Genomic DNA, 15,188 nt, shown 5'->3' with positions numbered 1-15,188 from the left:
TCTTAGAACGTAAAGACATTGAAACTCAGGCTTCGGCCCCTTCCTGGGCTGTGGTCTGTTCTCTGGCGATCGCCTGAACCACCTCTGGTAAGGGTTGTAAACCGCCTGGCGCAGGTGGTAACAATGGAGTGGTTGGTTCTGGAGCTTGAGATGCGGTTTGTAGGGCGGGTTTTAAGCGAGTGCTGCGGTCTCCCACCTTCTGGAATATGCCCCATTCAACCTGTTCAATATCCAGTTCAGGATCAATGCCAGCAAAGACATCGCGGAAGAGGGTGCGAGAGCCGTGCCAGAGATGCCCAAAAAACCAGACCAGAGCAAAGCAACAGTGGAAAAAGGCAAACCAACCTCGATTGCTGGTGCGGAAGACCCCATCGGAATTGTGGACAGTGCGATCGAACTCAAACGGTTCACCCAATTGAGCCTGACGAGCATATTTTTTAACCGTCATTGGATCGCTAAAAGTTTGACCATTCAGCCTGCCACCCAGGAAACTAACCGTGACTCCCGTTTGCTCAATGCTATATTTTGCCTCTGATTTGAAAAATGGAATATCAGCACGGACGACACCTTCTTTGTCCGTTAGAACCACCGGGAAGTTTTCGAAGAAATTGGGCATCCGACGCACCGTCAGTTCTCGTCCTTCCCGATCTTTGAAAACAGGATGTCCCAGCCATGCCCGTGCAACCCCATCTCCATCCACCATGCGACCGACCCGGAACAATCCACCCTTAGCGGGACTGTTACCCACGTAGTCGTAAAAAGCAAGTTTCTCAGGAATCGCTGACCAGGCTTCGGATAAACTCTTGCCTTCTGCCAGGCTGGCCTGCACTCGCCGTTCAATTTCTTTGCCAAAATAGTTTGAATCCCACTGGTAGCGAGTGGGTCCCCACAGCTCAATTGGAGTAGTTGCCGTACCGTACCACATCGTGCCACAGGCAACGAAACCCGCGAAGAAGAAAGTAGCTAGAGCACTGGCAAGGACTGTTTCAATATTTCCCATCCGCAAAGCCCGGTACAGGTTTTCAGAGGGGCGGACATTCATGTGAAACAATCCACCAATAATGCCCACAATGCCAGCCGCAATGTGGTGTGCTACAACCCCCCCTGGATTGTAGGGATTAAATCCGGCTGGCCCCCATTCTGGTGCCACAGGCTGCATGTGGCCTGTCAAGCCATAGGGGTCAGACACCCACATCCCCGGACCAAAAATACCCGTCAGGTGAAAAGCACCAAAACCAAAACAGGCCAGACCTGCCAGGAATAGATGAATCCCAAAAATTTTGGGTAGATCTAAAACGGGTTCGCCAGTTTTGGAATCAAAGAAAGTTGCCAGATCCCAGTATTTCCAGTGCCAGACGGCAGCCAAAAACTCTAAACCGGAAAACAGGATGTGGGCGATCGCAACCATTTCAAACGTCCAGAATCCCGGATCAGACACGGTTTCCCCCGTAATGCTCCATCCCTGCCAGGAATTCGTGACCCCTAAACGAGCGACAAAAGGCATCAAAAAACAACCCTGCCGCCACATAGGGTTTAACACCGGGTCGCTTGGATCAAATAAGGCCAGTTCAAACAATAGCATGGAACCAGCAAAGCCAGCACAAAGGGCGTTATGCATCAAATGCACCGCAATTAGCCGCCCTGGATCATTCAAAACGGAGGTATGAACTCGGTACCAAGGGAGTCCCATTGACTAATGCTCCTTTTTCTAAATAAGTGATGGGTAATCAATATGGGATGTAATCTCAAAAGCAATTTAATTTGAGTCAGCGATACATAATTGTCCTTTCGTTGCTTCTCATCGTTTTGCTTCTGCCACTCTTTTGTCCCCATTTAAGTTTTTGAGAAGAACCCAGTGAGGATGCTGTGTATGGATTCGTAATTGCTTGAAAATCAGGACAACCGATCGCCGCTTCAGACAGTGCAGTTGATGGATGAATCGTACATTTGAGGTAATAATTGCGAGTAAAAAACTGGCATTTAGCGCAGGGAATTTGATGTAACTGTGCCGCTTGATTCACCGTATCTTTGATCACTGTCCACGTACTCCAGAAGATCAGCAGAATCAGAACCCAGGCAAAGAAGAAACAAAAGGTAACCACCAGTGGCTGACTGGAAGAGTTTTGCAAAACCATCAGGTAAGACATAAGCCGATAACAGATAACAATGACCGAGGGTAGAAGGCCCAACTCCCTTATCGCTTCTGGCTTCTGGCTCCTGGCTCCTGCCTTCTGCCTTGGCCTATCGCCCGTTGCCTGTTGCCTCTACCAGGTGAGAATGATTAGGAAAGATGAATGATGAATGAGGGATTCACATTCATCATTCATCGTGAAACCGCTGTCGAGGGGCTAATCTAAATCAGGCATAGACAAAACTGGTTCATTTTTACGGTCAATGCCTCGAACAAACCCAGCCGCCGCTGCCCGGGAGCGTCCTCCATGCCAGAGATGACCAACCAGGAAGAGAAAGGCCATGATGAAGTGAAATGCCGCCAGCCAAGTACGAGGCCCAATAAAATTGAAAGAGTTCACTTCGGTGGCTAATCCGCCAACGGAGTTTAACGAACCAATGGGGGCATGGGTCATATACTCCGCTGCTATACGAATCTGCCAGGGCTGTACATCGTTTCTGAGCTTGTCCAGGTCAAGACCGTTAGGACCCCGCAGCGGCTCCAGCCAGGGAGCGCGACAATCCCAAAAGCGCATTGTTTCACCACCGAAGATAATTTCACCCGTCGGGGCCCGTTGCAAATATTTCCCCAGGCCAGTCGGTCCCTGAGCCGAGGCGACGTTGGCACCCAGGTTCTGATCTCGCACCAGGAATACCAGTGCCTGAGCCTGGGAAGCTTCTGCAATGGTGGGTCCGTAAAATTCACTGGGGTAGGCCGTGTTATTGAACCAGATAAAGAAGGTTGCAATAAATGCCTGACCACAAATGTTACCGAGGCTCTGGGCCAGATAGGCTTCGCCTGTCCAGGTAAACACCCCGTGGGTCCATTTCCAGGGTTTGGTCAGAATATGCCAAATACCTCCTGCAATCAGGATTCCACCCATCCAGATATGTCCGCCGACGATATCTTCCAGGTTGTTGACGCCGATAATCCAACCCGCTTCGCCGTAGGGCGAACGAAACAGATAACCAAAGATCCGGAGGGGGTTCAAGGTTGGATGGCTGATGATACGCACATCCCCACCACCTGGTGCCCAGGTGTCATACAACCCACCCCAAAACATGGCTTTCGCAACCAGGAGCCAGGCTCCAATGCCCAGGAAGATCAGATTAATGCCTAAAATCGTTGTGATTTTGTCCTTATCTTCCCAGTCAAAATCAAAGAAGCCAGACAGCTTTTCTGGACCCCGGATGGCGTGGTAAATACCACCAAAGCCCAAAACAGCGGAACCAATTAAATGCAGGACTGCAATTACAAAAAAGGGCATGATATCAACCACTTCGCCCCCGTGCCCGACTCCAAAACCCAGGGTGGCCACATGAGGCATTAAAATCATGCCCTGCTCATACATGGGTTTATTGGGAGTGTAGTGGGCCACTTCATAGAGCAGCATGGCTCCTGCCCAGAAGGCAATCAGTCCGGTATGGGCCACATGGGCACCCAAAAACCGACCTGACATATTAATGAAGCGAGCATTGCCTGCCCACCAGGCGTAGCCTGTAGATGCTTCATCTCGCCCTTCTCTGGCAGTAGTGATGGTCAGACCCTTGGCAGTCTTTTCTGTTTTAACGACTGCCCGATCAAAAAGTGTCGTCATATTGTTAAGAGGGATTGAGAAGGATTTCTAGAAGGTTAGAGTGTCGCTTAGAATTTGAGGAAAGATGGGCTATGAGTTTTGAGCCGTGAGTGGAATCTCCATCGCAATCGGAAACTCAACCCCCATAACCCATCGCGCTGTTAGAGCACCTTTATCCCGCAGCATTACCTCGCGGTAGAACTTCATCGGGGAAGACGAAATGCTCATGAGGCTGGTCTTCTTCTGCCATCCAGACACGCAGCCCTTCGTTTAGCAAAATATTTTTGGTATAAAACGTTTCGAATTCTGGGTCTTCCGCTGCCCGGATTTCTTGTGAGACAAAATCGTAGGCTCGCAGGTTGAATGCCAGACCAATCATCCCGATCGCACTCATCCACAGACCCGTCACCGGGACAAACAACATGAAAAAGTGCAACCAGCGCTTATTCGAAAAGGCAATCCCAAAAATCTGTGACCAGAAACGATTGGCCGTTACAAAGGAGTAGGTTTCTTCTCCCTGAGTTGGGCTAAATCCGCCGAAGGTATTGTAACTGCGACTGTCTTCGTAGAGGGTGTTTTGCACTGTGGCTCCATGAATGGCACACAACAATGCGCCTCCCAGGACCCCGGCCACTCCCATCATGTGAAATGGATTGAGGGTGAAGTTGTGAAAGCCCTGGACAAACAAAATGAAGCGAAAGATGCCAGCCACTCCAAAACTGGGTCCAAAAAACCAGCTCGATTGACCTAATGGGTAGATCAAAAAGGTGGCAACAAAGGTGGCGATCGGTGCCGAAAAGGCAAGGGCATTATAGGGACGCACACCCACTAGGCGAGCGATTTCAATTTGCCGTAGAGCAAACCCCATCAATCCGAGAACACCGTGAAACGCGGTGAATGTCCACAGTCCGCCAATCTGACACCAGCGAGTAAAGTCTCCCTGGGCTTCTGGTCCCCACAGGGTTAGCAGAGAGTGGCCCATGCTATCGGCTGGGGTGGAAACCGCTGCGGTTAAAAAGTTACAGCCTTCCAGGTAAGAACTGGCCAGTCCATGGGTGTACCAGGAGGTAACGAAGGTCGTGCCTGTGAACCAGCTGCCCAGTGCCAGGTAAGCACAGGGAAACAGTAACAAACCCGACCAGCCAATAAAGACAAAGCGATCGCGCTTCAGCCAGTCATCCAGCGTATTCAACCAATCCACCCAGGTTGGGGGGCGTTGAATGGCAATGGTCATTTAAATTTCCTCCTTGATTCAGCGATTAGCGATTAGTTGTTATAGCTGTCGTCAGGTTGCTTAGAACATTGGTTTTAAGGGGGTGGGGGCTGCGCTCCCAGCCAGGGGTTCCACCCCTGCACCCGTCCCAAGCCGGGTGGCTATAGCTATAGTTGTTGGTTGTTAGAGAGGCATGAGGGGTGAGGAGTGAGGTGACAGGAGTGAATGGGTGATGGGGTGAGGATTAGTTGTTAATTAAGTGAGGCGTGAGGTGAAAACTCATCCACCCATCTACCCATCCACTCCCGACTCCCCGACTCCCTCACCCTCTTGACTCCATCTGAACTCAAAACTCAATCACTCAAAACTCAACCACTAATATTCCAAGTTGCCGTTGTGAACGAAATAAGGGGCACCGGGCAATGAAAGGGTTTGAATAATGTGGTCGAAATAGGGAATCACTTCAACAGCATCCTCTTTGCCTAAGAGTGCGATCGCCTCCTCTTTCAGGCAGCGCACAGCTTCGACCCAGTTTGCCAGAGGAATTCCCAGGGGAGATGTACATCTCTTTCATGCCGAGGGTACCAATGTCGGTTAACGGTTTTTCGTCCCCAGCTAAAACACAGTAAGCAATGAGCCGGATGTACCAGCCCTGATCTCGCTGGCAGGAAGCCGTTTTGCGGGGATTACCGCTATTGCTGGGGGTCACGGGGCAGCGCTTCCAAAACTTAACGCACCCCCTTTTCCACCAGTTCTTTTTCGTGGTCTGCCAGGGTTTGAGCAATCCGGATGCGGCGATCGCCCGTTTTGCAAAAGTTTTGGATCATTCGGATTTCGCTCGGTGTGGGATAGCGCAACTCTTCGTCGGCATTCAAAATAACTTGCTGAACAAGACTCATCGCTTCCCTCCTGAAACAATGTGAACGCCTCCAAACCAACCAATGTGTAACTGCTTGGAATTCGTGATTGGGTGAATCAATCGTTTCCAAAGACGGGTATTGGTCATTGCCGCAAACCCATGCTTAAGGAGACGTTCCAATGGGTTTGTCAGGGTTTTGCGGTAAAAGTGTTTGATAAAAACGGAATCGGCTCGATCAAGTTTTGGCATAGGGCTGTCCACTCCTGGAATCAATACGCATTAACTTTGCCCACCCGGTTCGCTGAAGGCAGGTTGAGTGGTTGGTTGTTGAACTGGGGATGTCTCTGCTTTTTGAGAATTGGGCGTTTCGTTCGCTTCAGCCGGTTCGGACTCAAGCTGAAGTTGCTTCGCGGCATCCAATACTTCGTAGCTGAGCGGTTTTTGCTCCAGCAGAGCAGCTTGCAGTTGAGCCCGTTTATGGGCAGCGTCGCCACCTCCTAAGGCGGCCTTAATCCAACCACTAAAGTTCTCTGCCACCCGTGGTCCTGGTACCGAACTACCAAGACGTTCGTGTTGCAGTCGTAATGTTCCAGTACTACTGCGCGATCGCAGTTCGTATCCCCGTGGGGTCACAAACCGCTCATAGGGAACCGTATCTTCTCCAAAAGTAGCGATGTACTCAGGGCTATCCACCAGTTCATCAATCAGTGCGTAAAAGCCTTTTTTGGCGCAGATATCGTAGTAACGGCCCATTTCCTGCCGCCCGTAGGTGGGGCGACCCAACAAGCGTCGATGGATGTACTCGATCGCCTTTGTGATATAAAGCGATTCCCAGTACATATGCCGGAACGAACGAGATTTCGCCAGTTGGCGGACAAACTCCCGTACCGTGATTTCTGCACTTTTTAGCTTCAGTTCTGCTGCAGTCAACCGCTGCTCCGGGTATACTTCCCGTCCAAATAGCTGGCGATAGGTGCCTTCGATAATGGCAGTGGGGGAGTTTTTGGCCAGGTTAACGCTGACCCCCTGGGGTGAGGCTTTACCATGCTTGCCATTCGGCTGAGCCATTTGATTCAGCTTGAGCAGGCGATTCGAGGTGCCCGGAACCTGTCCCCAATTCAGCGCGTGGCTAGTTCCATGACCATTGCCTGCTTCGCAACTAATTAAAATGCGACGATGATCCTTATTGAAAGAGGCAGGATGATCGTTTCCTTTCCAGCTTGGTTGCGGGAAGATGGCACCAAAGCGAATTTCTAGCGGATCGTTGCCCGCTCCATAGGGATGCTGATTGGGCAGCGGTTTCTGGTAATCTCCAAACTGGGTAATGAATTGGGGAATTTTGTGGGCAGGGGCACAGAACTTAAAGAGATGAAGTTGTGGCCCCCAGTTCCGGCATTCCTGCGCCTCCAGCCCATAGCCTCGCAGGTAGGGAACGGTTTCTTCACCAAAATAGTCCGCATATTCCTGGGAATCAACCAGCGTATCAATCAACGCATGCCATCCCCGGCTGGAAACAACATCAAAATACTGTTGAAATTCTTCTGGAGAACTCACGCCCCGCCCCAGGAAATGACGCACGGCCAGTTCAATAAATCGACTGACAACAAAGGGTTCATAAAACTCATTGCGATAGAGGCGTGACTTGCCCATGCGGCGAACAAACTCTTTGGTTGAGATTTCCCCACTCCGGAACCTGGATTCTAAATCGGTCAAACTGACTCCGTATTCACGGGTAATATCTCGCTCAAATACTTGCCGATAGGCCGCTTTAATCACTTCCTGTTTTTCCGTCTCTGACAGGTTTGGCTTCATCACAAACCGATGGCGCGGAATCACTGACAGGGCATAATTTTCCGGTAATTCCAGTCCTTGCTGATCGTTGGAAATCCCCTGCCGCACCCGGTTTGAAGGCTTCTCAGCCAGGTAATCGGTGATCATCCCATCGAAGTATTCTCGAATCAGATCACAGGCTTCGGCATCCTGTTTGAAATAGTTGAGCGATCGCCACCGCATCTCGCGCATGGCAACCACCGTGGCCTCTGTCACATCTTCAGGAATGACTCCACGTAACCCCCGCACATTCACCGTTAAAATGCTGGCATCTCCTGCCACAATGGCATAGGTGACATACCGCAAAAACCAGGCCAGGTCTCGCATCGAGTTCTTCATGCGGCGAGGTCCGTAGCGTTTCACATGGATTAGCCGAAAGCCGTCTGGCAGCGGATCGCGATCGCCCCTCAACTGTGTTTGCATAAACTCCAAAGCGCCCCGAAATGGGTTCCCATAACTGGCGGTTTCAACTTGCAATTTCTCCTTCGGAGGCGCGCTTCTTGGCCGCAATGGAGTGTTCGATCCTGGCAGGTTTTCACGATTAGGTGGCGCCTCTAAATACGCCATCGGCGAGCCACCATAAAAGATGCGATTGGCGGCTGCCGCTACAATTTCATTCGCATGTTCTGACAGGACGGCTGCAACCTCTAACCGCTTTGCACCAGAACGAAAAAAGTTCGTCAACTCTTGCAATTCGCTCTGCCTCAAGCCACGATCCTGTTGTTCAGCTTGAGAAATGACTGCAATCGGTAAGGTACGGTATTGCTGAGGAAATATGGCAGGACTTCCGCCGCTTGCATGAGCACTCATGAGGCTTCCATTGCTCCCTAAAAACAGTTTTGAATAACCAATTTCTGTATCCATCCACTCATCAGCCATCCACCCCCCTGGCACTCAAGGGGGGGATAACTCACACCTGACCCTATTGGGGCGTCAGCCCTTGAATGATGTAGTCAAAATAAGGGGCGACTTCTGCTGCATCCTTAAGACTTAGCAGTTCCAGTGCCACTTCTTTAAGACAACCCATGCATTCAACAACATTTCTGAGGGGTACACCGAGTGAGTTGTACATTTCCTTGCCACCCTTTACCCCAATTTTTTCAATTGGAGTGATGTCTCCCACAATTACGGCATAGGAAACCAGCCGCACGTACCAGGATTGATCACGTTGACAGGATGCCCGGTAGGTGGGGTTGCCGCTATTGCTGGGAGTCACCGGGCAGCGTTCCCAAAATCGCTGGCTGCCACGCTCAACGATGTAACGTTCATTCGCCATCAAAATAGTGGCAATTCGCAGGCGATCGCTCCCCTCGGCAAAATATTCGCTAATTGCGCTCAGTTCTCCTGGGTTTAAATAGCGAGCTTCCCGATCGGCGATCGCAATAGACCGTGTAACAATACTCATGCCAGTGACCTAAGATTCAACAATTGCAAAGTTCAGAAAATCAATTTCCTCAATTCAATGGATCGCTTTGATGGATCGAACTCACGCAGAGATGCAAATCCTTGCGCCCATCCAGTCGATTATGGATAGCCTGATTTTTGAGAATTGGTTCGAGAATTGGTATAGCGGTAGTTATTGTGGTTAGGACGGGGTGCAGGGGTTCCACCCCTGGCTGGGGGCAAAGCCCCCACTCCCTCTCTAATTCCAATGTCCTAATGCACCCGCGTAGAGCTCTATGAATTGGAAAAATCAGCAGCGGACTTCATAGCGCATCAAAGATGATGATGAAAGGGCGGAGGACAGCAACCCGTTGATTCATCGTTGTATCCGTTATTGATCCGCTGCTAACTACTCCATCTAGCAGAGTCCTAAACTCCTAGCAGACCACTAGCTCAGTCCAGAGCAGATGTAGTCGAAGTAAACACCCATTTCTTTTCCGGCTTCAGCACCGACTAAATCGGCAGTCACTTCTTTCATTGCCTGAATGGCCCGAATCGTTCCACCAATTGGAACTCCCAACGAATTGTAGGTTTCTCTCAACCCATTCAAAATTCGCTCATCTAGGATGGAAGGATCGCCTGCCAGCATGGCGTAGGTGGCATACCGTAAAAAGTAGTCCAGGTCTCGAATGCAAGCTGCATAGCGACGGCAAGTATACATATTGCCACCGGGAGCAGTGATGTCGGTATACATCAAAGACTTAGCAACGGCCTGGGTCACAATTGAAGATGAGTTTGCGCTGATGGTGGTTGCTGCCCGCGATCGCAATTCCCCACTTTGAAAGTAAGCTCGCAGTTTCTCAACTCCTGCATTGTCCAGATACCGACCCTGGACATCTGAGGCATTAATCAGTGATGTAATAGCATCTTGCATGTTGATAACTCCTTAAATTAGGTTGAACAGAGTCTGGGTTGAACAGAGTAGTCGAGAGAGTAGAGACGAGAATTGAAAGATAGTAAATCCATCAGGATAGCGATCGAATGATTAGATCAAAGTAGGGAGCAACCTCAGTTGCATCCTCAGGTCTCAGCAAAGAAAGCGTCTCCTCTTTAACACAGCGCATACATTCCACAATGTTTTTGAGTGGAATTTCCAGAGAGTTGTACATTTCCTTGATGCCAACGGTGCCAATCTCAACCAGGGGTTGTTCACTGCCCGCCAAAATTGAGTAAGCAATCAGGCGAATGTACCAGCCCACATCTCGCTGACAGGAAGCCGTTTTACGGGGATTGCCGCTATTGCTGGGCGTCACCGGGCACCGTTCCCAAAACTTTGCAAAAGCATTCTGGATAATGCGCTGCTCATTTTCTGACAACGTGCTAGCAATTCGAATCCGCTGTTCACCCGTTTTCAGAAAATCCTGGAAGATACGCAACTCTTTGGGAGCTGGATAGCGAGCTTCACTGTCAGCATTGAGAATTAATTCAGTTACGAGACTCATTGATTTCTCCTTGGTTAGGAAAGATTGAAAGTTGAATCTATCGCAGTAGTTAGAAAAATTAGGGATGGTGCCCAAATCGTAATGATTTTGGGGTTGTTAATGATGGCGTTAGCGCCGCGCATCATAACTTTGTCAGATTTACCGAATTAGGAATTCCCCATTACAACGGTTGCAATCCCAGATGCAATGGGGAAACAACCATACTCAACCGATCGCTGGAGCTTTCATGGCAATGGGAATCGCCTCACCCCCCGCCAGGTCAAGCGGGAAATTATGAGCATTCCGTTCATGCATTACTTCAAATCCCAAATTTGCCCGATTGATCACATCCGCCCAGGTGTTAATCACCCGTCCCTGAGAATCCAGTACTGACTGGTTGAAGTTAAAACCATTCAGGTTGAACGCCATGATGCAAATTCCAAGCGCCGTTGCCCAGATGCAAACAACTGGAAACACGCCCAGAAAAAAATGCAAAGAACGGCTGTTGTTAAAGCTGGCGTACTGGAAGATCAAGCGGCCAAAATAACCGTGGGCAGCCACAATGTTATAGGTTTCGTTTTCTTGCCCAAACTTGTAGCCTAGGTTTTGAGACTCGGTTTCAGTGGTTTCCCTGACCAGGCTGGAAGTGACCAAACTCCCATGCATCGCACAGAACAGCGAACCTCCAAAGACACCCGCAACCCCCAGCATATGGAAAGGATGCATCAGAATGTTATGTTCTGCCTGGAAAACAAACATGAAATTGAAAGTGCCGCTAATCCCCATCGGCAAACCATCCGAGAAACTTCCCTGCCCAATTGGGTAGATCCAGAAGACGGAAGTTGTGGCTGCCAGGGGTGCAGAATAGGCAACAGCAATCCAGGGGCGCATTCCCAGACGGTAGCTGAGTTCCCACTCCCGCCCCATGTAGCAGCAAAGGGCTGGAATATAGTGGGCACCAATCATCTGGTAGGGGCCCCCGTTGTATAGCCACTCATCAATGCTGGCCGCTTCCCAGATCGGATAAAAGTGCAAGCCGATCGCATTGGAAGACGGAACGACGGCGGCTGTGATGATGTTGTTGCCATAGAGCAACGAGCCCGAGACCGGCTCTCGAATACCGTCAATATCAACGGGAGGCGCTGCAATGAACGCAATAGTAAAAACGCAGGCAGAAACGCCCAACAGGGGAATCATTAAAACACCAAACCAGCCAATATAGAGCCGATTTTCGGTGCTGGTAATCCAGTCGCAAAAACGATCCCACAAATCAGGAATCCTGCGCTGTTGGATAGTTGTAGTCATAGGTCTTGACCAGGATTGAACTACGATTGCAGAGTGGCTTAAAAATCGATTGGGTAATCGATCTTTTAAGCAACCAAAAATATGAAACCAAAGCGATCGCGCATTAAAGAGCTTGCCATCGGCACCAAGTACCGATTACTAACTTTCAATGCTTGTTACCTGTGCCAACAACCAGAATTGTTGTAATGGCTTCAGTAGATAACCCTTTGACTTGGTCTATTTGATAGACCAGCCAAAACTCATGCTGATTTTCAGATAGCTCAGAACTGTGCATTATCGATTGTTAACGCACTCTATAACTATGTTCTAAGCCGTTTGAAAACACTGTATGAATGAAGTTTCATGATTTGTAAGAAGAATAGTGAAAAAAGCTAAAGAACCTCTAAAGGTCATCTTATGTTTAGGAAACTTTACATAAGAAGATTCAGAAGACAGGAGGCAGAGGGAAAAGGAATGAGGGAGGGAGTGATCGATGTAAAAAGCTATCCCCCCATCCCCCAGTTCCTATCTTCCTCTTAAGAGATTGCACTTAAGAGATTGCACTCGCCATTCCCCGTAGCAGTCGCTCCCGCTCCAGGCGATTCAGGATTCGAGTCAACAATTCAGGGTGGGCGATCGCCTTGCTGATGCAGTCATCGGCACCAGCTGCAAAGACCCGACTCACTGTCTTAAAATCCATCTCAATTGTCAGAAACAAAACTGGTAAATCACCCCACTGGGGAGTATTTCGCAGGGCTTGACAGAGTTCAATGCCATTGAAATGGGGCATGTTAATGTCCAGAACCAGCAAATCGGGCGAAACCTCTTGCAAAGTTCGCCAGAAATGAAGGGGTTCCTCTAAGGTGGTGAGCCGCAATCCCAATGGCTCTAGTAAAGTACGCATCACCATCAGTTGTTGAGGATCATCATCGACCACCATCACCTTTGCGGAAGTGGTTTGAATGTGCGATCGCACCCTCGAAACGGCATCCAGTACCTTTTCTGGAAACAGGGGTTTACACAAAAATGCGTGGGCACTGAGGCGAGCCACTTTGACGCGATAGGCCAGAGAATCCTGGGCGGTGAGAAACAGCACCGGGATAGGTGGCACTCGATTCACTAAATTGGCTAAAAACACCAGGCTTTCCTCAGTGGCACTGGCAAGGGAAAAGTTGAGCAGCAACACATCCGGTACTGATCCGGGACGGCGATTACTTAAATTACGAGCCCCTTCAGACCGTAAAGATGAGTGAGAACGCAGGATATTTCCCACCGAAAGGAGATCGGGAGCCAGTAATACAGAGAATCCCCAGGTTTCTGCCATATCAAGGATTCGGGCAGACAATTCCGCATTCTCATCTACAATCAGCAGCAACGGGCGAGGAAAGGAAACGCCTGCATTGTAGGTGGATTGTTTGGTGAGCAAATTGGGTGATGGGCAGACCGTAAGTGGTGACAAATTCGTCTCTTTTACATTCCCCATTCCAGGATGCCCATTGGTTGCTCCAGCTTTTGACTCCTGCATCACGGCTCTTAACTTTGCCAGTAGACCCGCTAAGTGAAGGGCTTTTTGCTGGTTTAACCGTCCTCCCATTTGAAAAATTTCTTCCACTTCCTTCGCCACTCGTGAGGCTTCCTCAAACCCAAAAATTCCTAACGCTCCCGTCAGTTTATGGGCCGACTCCTGTGCCTTCTGACGCTGGTCGTCCTTGAGTCGGTTTTCAAGCCATTCAGCGGCGGCCTGCTCCAGAATGGAAAGGCGATCGCGGTTGAGCCCCTGGTAAGTTTCCCAGACGCTGGTCAGTTCTTCTTTGGTTTGTTGATGAATAGCTTTTGGGGTTTGCTTGGATTTTGGAGGAGACTGGGATGCCCTATTTGATGAGGCATTTGGAGCCTGCTTTAAACGATAACCCTGACCATATACGGTTTCAATTAAGTCGGAGGGTGCGCCCGCTTTTTTCAGTTTTTGTCGTAAATCTTTGATGTGAACGGTCACGGTTTCTTCGCTGGGCGCCTCTTCACTCGACCAGAGGTGGTCTAAGATGGCACTGCGGCTGAACACTCGATGTTGGTTACGCAGAAAAAGTTCCAACAGTCGATACTCCTTGGGGGTTAGATGCAGGGCGCGATCGCCATAGGTCACTTCACAAATGCTGGGATCTAACCTCAAATTTAGCCATTCCAGAGCAACTGGTTGGCAGGCTCTTCCCCGCCGCAGCAGAACGCGAATTCGAGCTAGCAGTTCCGACAATTCAAAGGGTTTGACCACGTAATCATCGGCTCCTGCATCTAAACCCAAAACCTTATCTATACTGGAGCTTCGGGCTGTTAGCAGTAACACAGGAGTCTCATCGTGATTCGCTCGCAGTTGCTGGCAAAAGCGAATACCATCAAGTCCAGGCAAATTCACATCCAGCAAAATCAGGTCGTAGGTAAATGCTTTAACAAGCTCCCACCCCATTTCCCCATCGGCAGCTACATCCACCGCATAGTGCTGATTGCACAACGTTTTTTCTAAGGTTTTTGAGATAACCTCATCATCTTCAACAAGCAGAATTCTCATGGCGCATCACACCATTCACCTTTAAGCTGATTGAGCAACAGAATTGTTAATTGTTATAGAAATTTGATTTTTTAGAAAAATGAGAATGCAGGCAGGCTCTTTCTCAGGAAATGAAAGTGATTCCTCACAACCACAAGGGTGGTGTTTTCTTTCCTAGTCGGCATTACCAGCAAATCAGCCTAAAAATTTCTGAACCCGTTATTGATACAATTTATATATCTTTTATATATCTTTAGCTAGAAACAGATTTTATTTTGCATAATTTTACATTTTTAAGGATGGGTGTTTTGCAACAGATTGGGTTTCACATCGGTCGTTTCCATTGGTAAGAACGTCTATGGGGCGTCCTTACCAAACCTCATCCACCGATCTAGTGGTCAGTCAATCAATAATTGACGGGTAGCCAAAATCCAGGTTGTTGAGCAGGGTTGAATTTTGCGGGTCTTCGACCCGTCAAAATTTTCCTGACGAAACACTAGAACCTCACCCTGCAACCAATCAGTAATCCGCAGGGTCGCGCTGATCCAGCGTCGGATGGTTGCTTTGCCCATCTACAGAATCGAACTTCAGTAAGTAAGTAGGTAGGTAGCCATAATTAATTGTCAAGGGGAGGAGAGTGGGGGCTTCGCCCCCAGGCAGAGGGTTTCACCCCCTCCACCCCCGAAATTATTCTTTTAATTGCGCCTAGCTACTTATTTACTTCCGGTAACTTTACTTCCGGTAACAGTTCATCTGCATCGTGCAACGACCTCTAATAAAATCAGAAAAAATGTAAAGAAAAATAGATAAATCCAACGAAAAGCAAAGAAAGATGGATTATCGAATGCGC

General features: G+C 49.2%; 15 protein-coding genes. All 15 read right to left on the bottom strand.

Annotated elements, in window-relative coordinates; genetic code table 11:
• Nucleotides 1-25: 25 nt before the first annotated feature.
• Nucleotides 26-1,690 (bottom strand): photosystem II chlorophyll-binding protein CP47, encoded by a 1,665-nt coding sequence (gene psbB, locus P4D80_RS20585; protein WP_421655887.1) that lies wholly within the window; start codon nt 1,688-1,690, stop codon nt 26-28.
• Nucleotides 1,691-1,766: 76 nt separating this feature from the next.
• Nucleotides 1,767-2,147, bottom strand: coding sequence for a hypothetical protein (locus P4D80_RS20580; RefSeq protein WP_421655886.1), 381 nt, complete (start codon nt 2,145-2,147; stop codon nt 1,767-1,769).
• A gap of 201 nt (nt 2,148-2,348) precedes the next feature.
• Nucleotides 2,349-3,767: a photosystem II reaction center protein CP43 gene (psbC, locus tag P4D80_RS20575; protein ID WP_421655885.1), complete on the bottom strand. Its 1,419-nt coding sequence runs from the start codon at nt 3,765-3,767 to the stop codon at nt 2,349-2,351.
• A 151-nt stretch (nt 3,768-3,918) separates the two neighbouring features.
• Nucleotides 3,919-4,980 carry a photosystem II D2 protein (photosystem q(a) protein) gene (gene psbD / locus P4D80_RS20570; protein WP_421655884.1) on the bottom strand — a complete coding sequence of 354 codons (1,062 nt, stop codon included), beginning with the start codon at nt 4,978-4,980 and terminating at the stop codon, nt 3,919-3,921.
• Nucleotides 4,981-5,334: 354 nt separating this feature from the next.
• Nucleotides 5,335-5,478 (bottom strand): hypothetical protein, encoded by a 144-nt coding sequence (locus P4D80_RS20565; RefSeq protein WP_421655883.1) that lies wholly within the window; start codon nt 5,476-5,478, stop codon nt 5,335-5,337.
• Nucleotides 5,423-5,668 (bottom strand): hypothetical protein, encoded by a 246-nt coding sequence (locus P4D80_RS20560; protein WP_421655882.1) that lies wholly within the window; start codon nt 5,666-5,668, stop codon nt 5,423-5,425. Before P4D80_RS20560 ends, P4D80_RS20565 begins: the two co-directional genes overlap by 56 nt.
• A 19-nt stretch (nt 5,669-5,687) precedes the next feature.
• The gene (locus P4D80_RS20555; protein WP_421655881.1) at nt 5,688-5,858 is read right to left on the bottom strand and encodes a hypothetical protein; all 171 of its coding nucleotides are present in this window, start codon (nt 5,856-5,858) and stop codon (nt 5,688-5,690) included.
• Entirely contained in the window at nt 5,855-6,067 is a 213-nt protein-coding gene (locus P4D80_RS20550; RefSeq protein WP_421655880.1) for a hypothetical protein, read from the bottom strand. Before P4D80_RS20550 ends, P4D80_RS20555 begins: the two co-directional genes overlap by 4 nt.
• 30 nt (nt 6,068-6,097) lie before the next feature.
• Nucleotides 6,098-8,458, bottom strand: a complete 2,361-nt coding sequence (locus tag P4D80_RS20545; protein ID WP_421655879.1) for a phycobilisome rod-core linker polypeptide — start codon at nt 8,456-8,458, stop codon at nt 6,098-6,100.
• 112 nt (nt 8,459-8,570) lie between these two features.
• On the bottom strand, nt 8,571-9,053 hold the full coding sequence (apcD, locus tag P4D80_RS20540) for an allophycocyanin subunit alpha-B (protein ID WP_421655878.1): 483 nt from the start codon (nt 9,051-9,053) through the stop codon (nt 8,571-8,573).
• A 426-nt stretch (nt 9,054-9,479) separates the two neighbouring features.
• Nucleotides 9,480-9,965, bottom strand: a complete 486-nt coding sequence (gene apcB / locus P4D80_RS20535) for an allophycocyanin subunit beta (protein ID WP_421655877.1) — start codon at nt 9,963-9,965, stop codon at nt 9,480-9,482.
• Between the two features lie 91 nt (nt 9,966-10,056).
• The gene (apcD, locus tag P4D80_RS20530; RefSeq protein WP_421655876.1) at nt 10,057-10,533 is read right to left on the bottom strand and encodes an allophycocyanin subunit alpha-B; all 477 of its coding nucleotides are present in this window, start codon (nt 10,531-10,533) and stop codon (nt 10,057-10,059) included.
• Between the two features lie 204 nt (nt 10,534-10,737).
• A complete protein-coding gene (gene psbA, locus P4D80_RS20525; RefSeq protein ID WP_421655875.1) occupies nt 10,738-11,817 on the bottom strand; it encodes a photosystem II q(b) protein in 1,080 nt (359 codons plus the stop codon).
• Between the two features lie 529 nt (nt 11,818-12,346).
• Entirely contained in the window at nt 12,347-14,359 is a 2,013-nt protein-coding gene (locus P4D80_RS20520) for a response regulator (protein ID WP_421655874.1), read from the bottom strand.
• Between the two features lie 377 nt (nt 14,360-14,736).
• The gene (locus P4D80_RS20515) at nt 14,737-14,910 is read right to left on the bottom strand and encodes a hypothetical protein (protein WP_421655873.1); all 174 of its coding nucleotides are present in this window, start codon (nt 14,908-14,910) and stop codon (nt 14,737-14,739) included.
• Between the last annotated feature and the right edge of the window lie 278 nt (nt 14,911-15,188).

Origin of the sequence: Leptothermofonsia sp. ETS-13, assembly GCF_049200465.1 — a bacterium.
Classification (GTDB): Bacteria; Cyanobacteriota; Cyanobacteriia; order Leptolyngbyales; family Leptolyngbyaceae; genus Leptothermofonsia.
The sequence above is the reverse complement of the archived record's forward strand: the minus strand, read 5'-3'. Positions and strand labels throughout refer to the sequence as shown.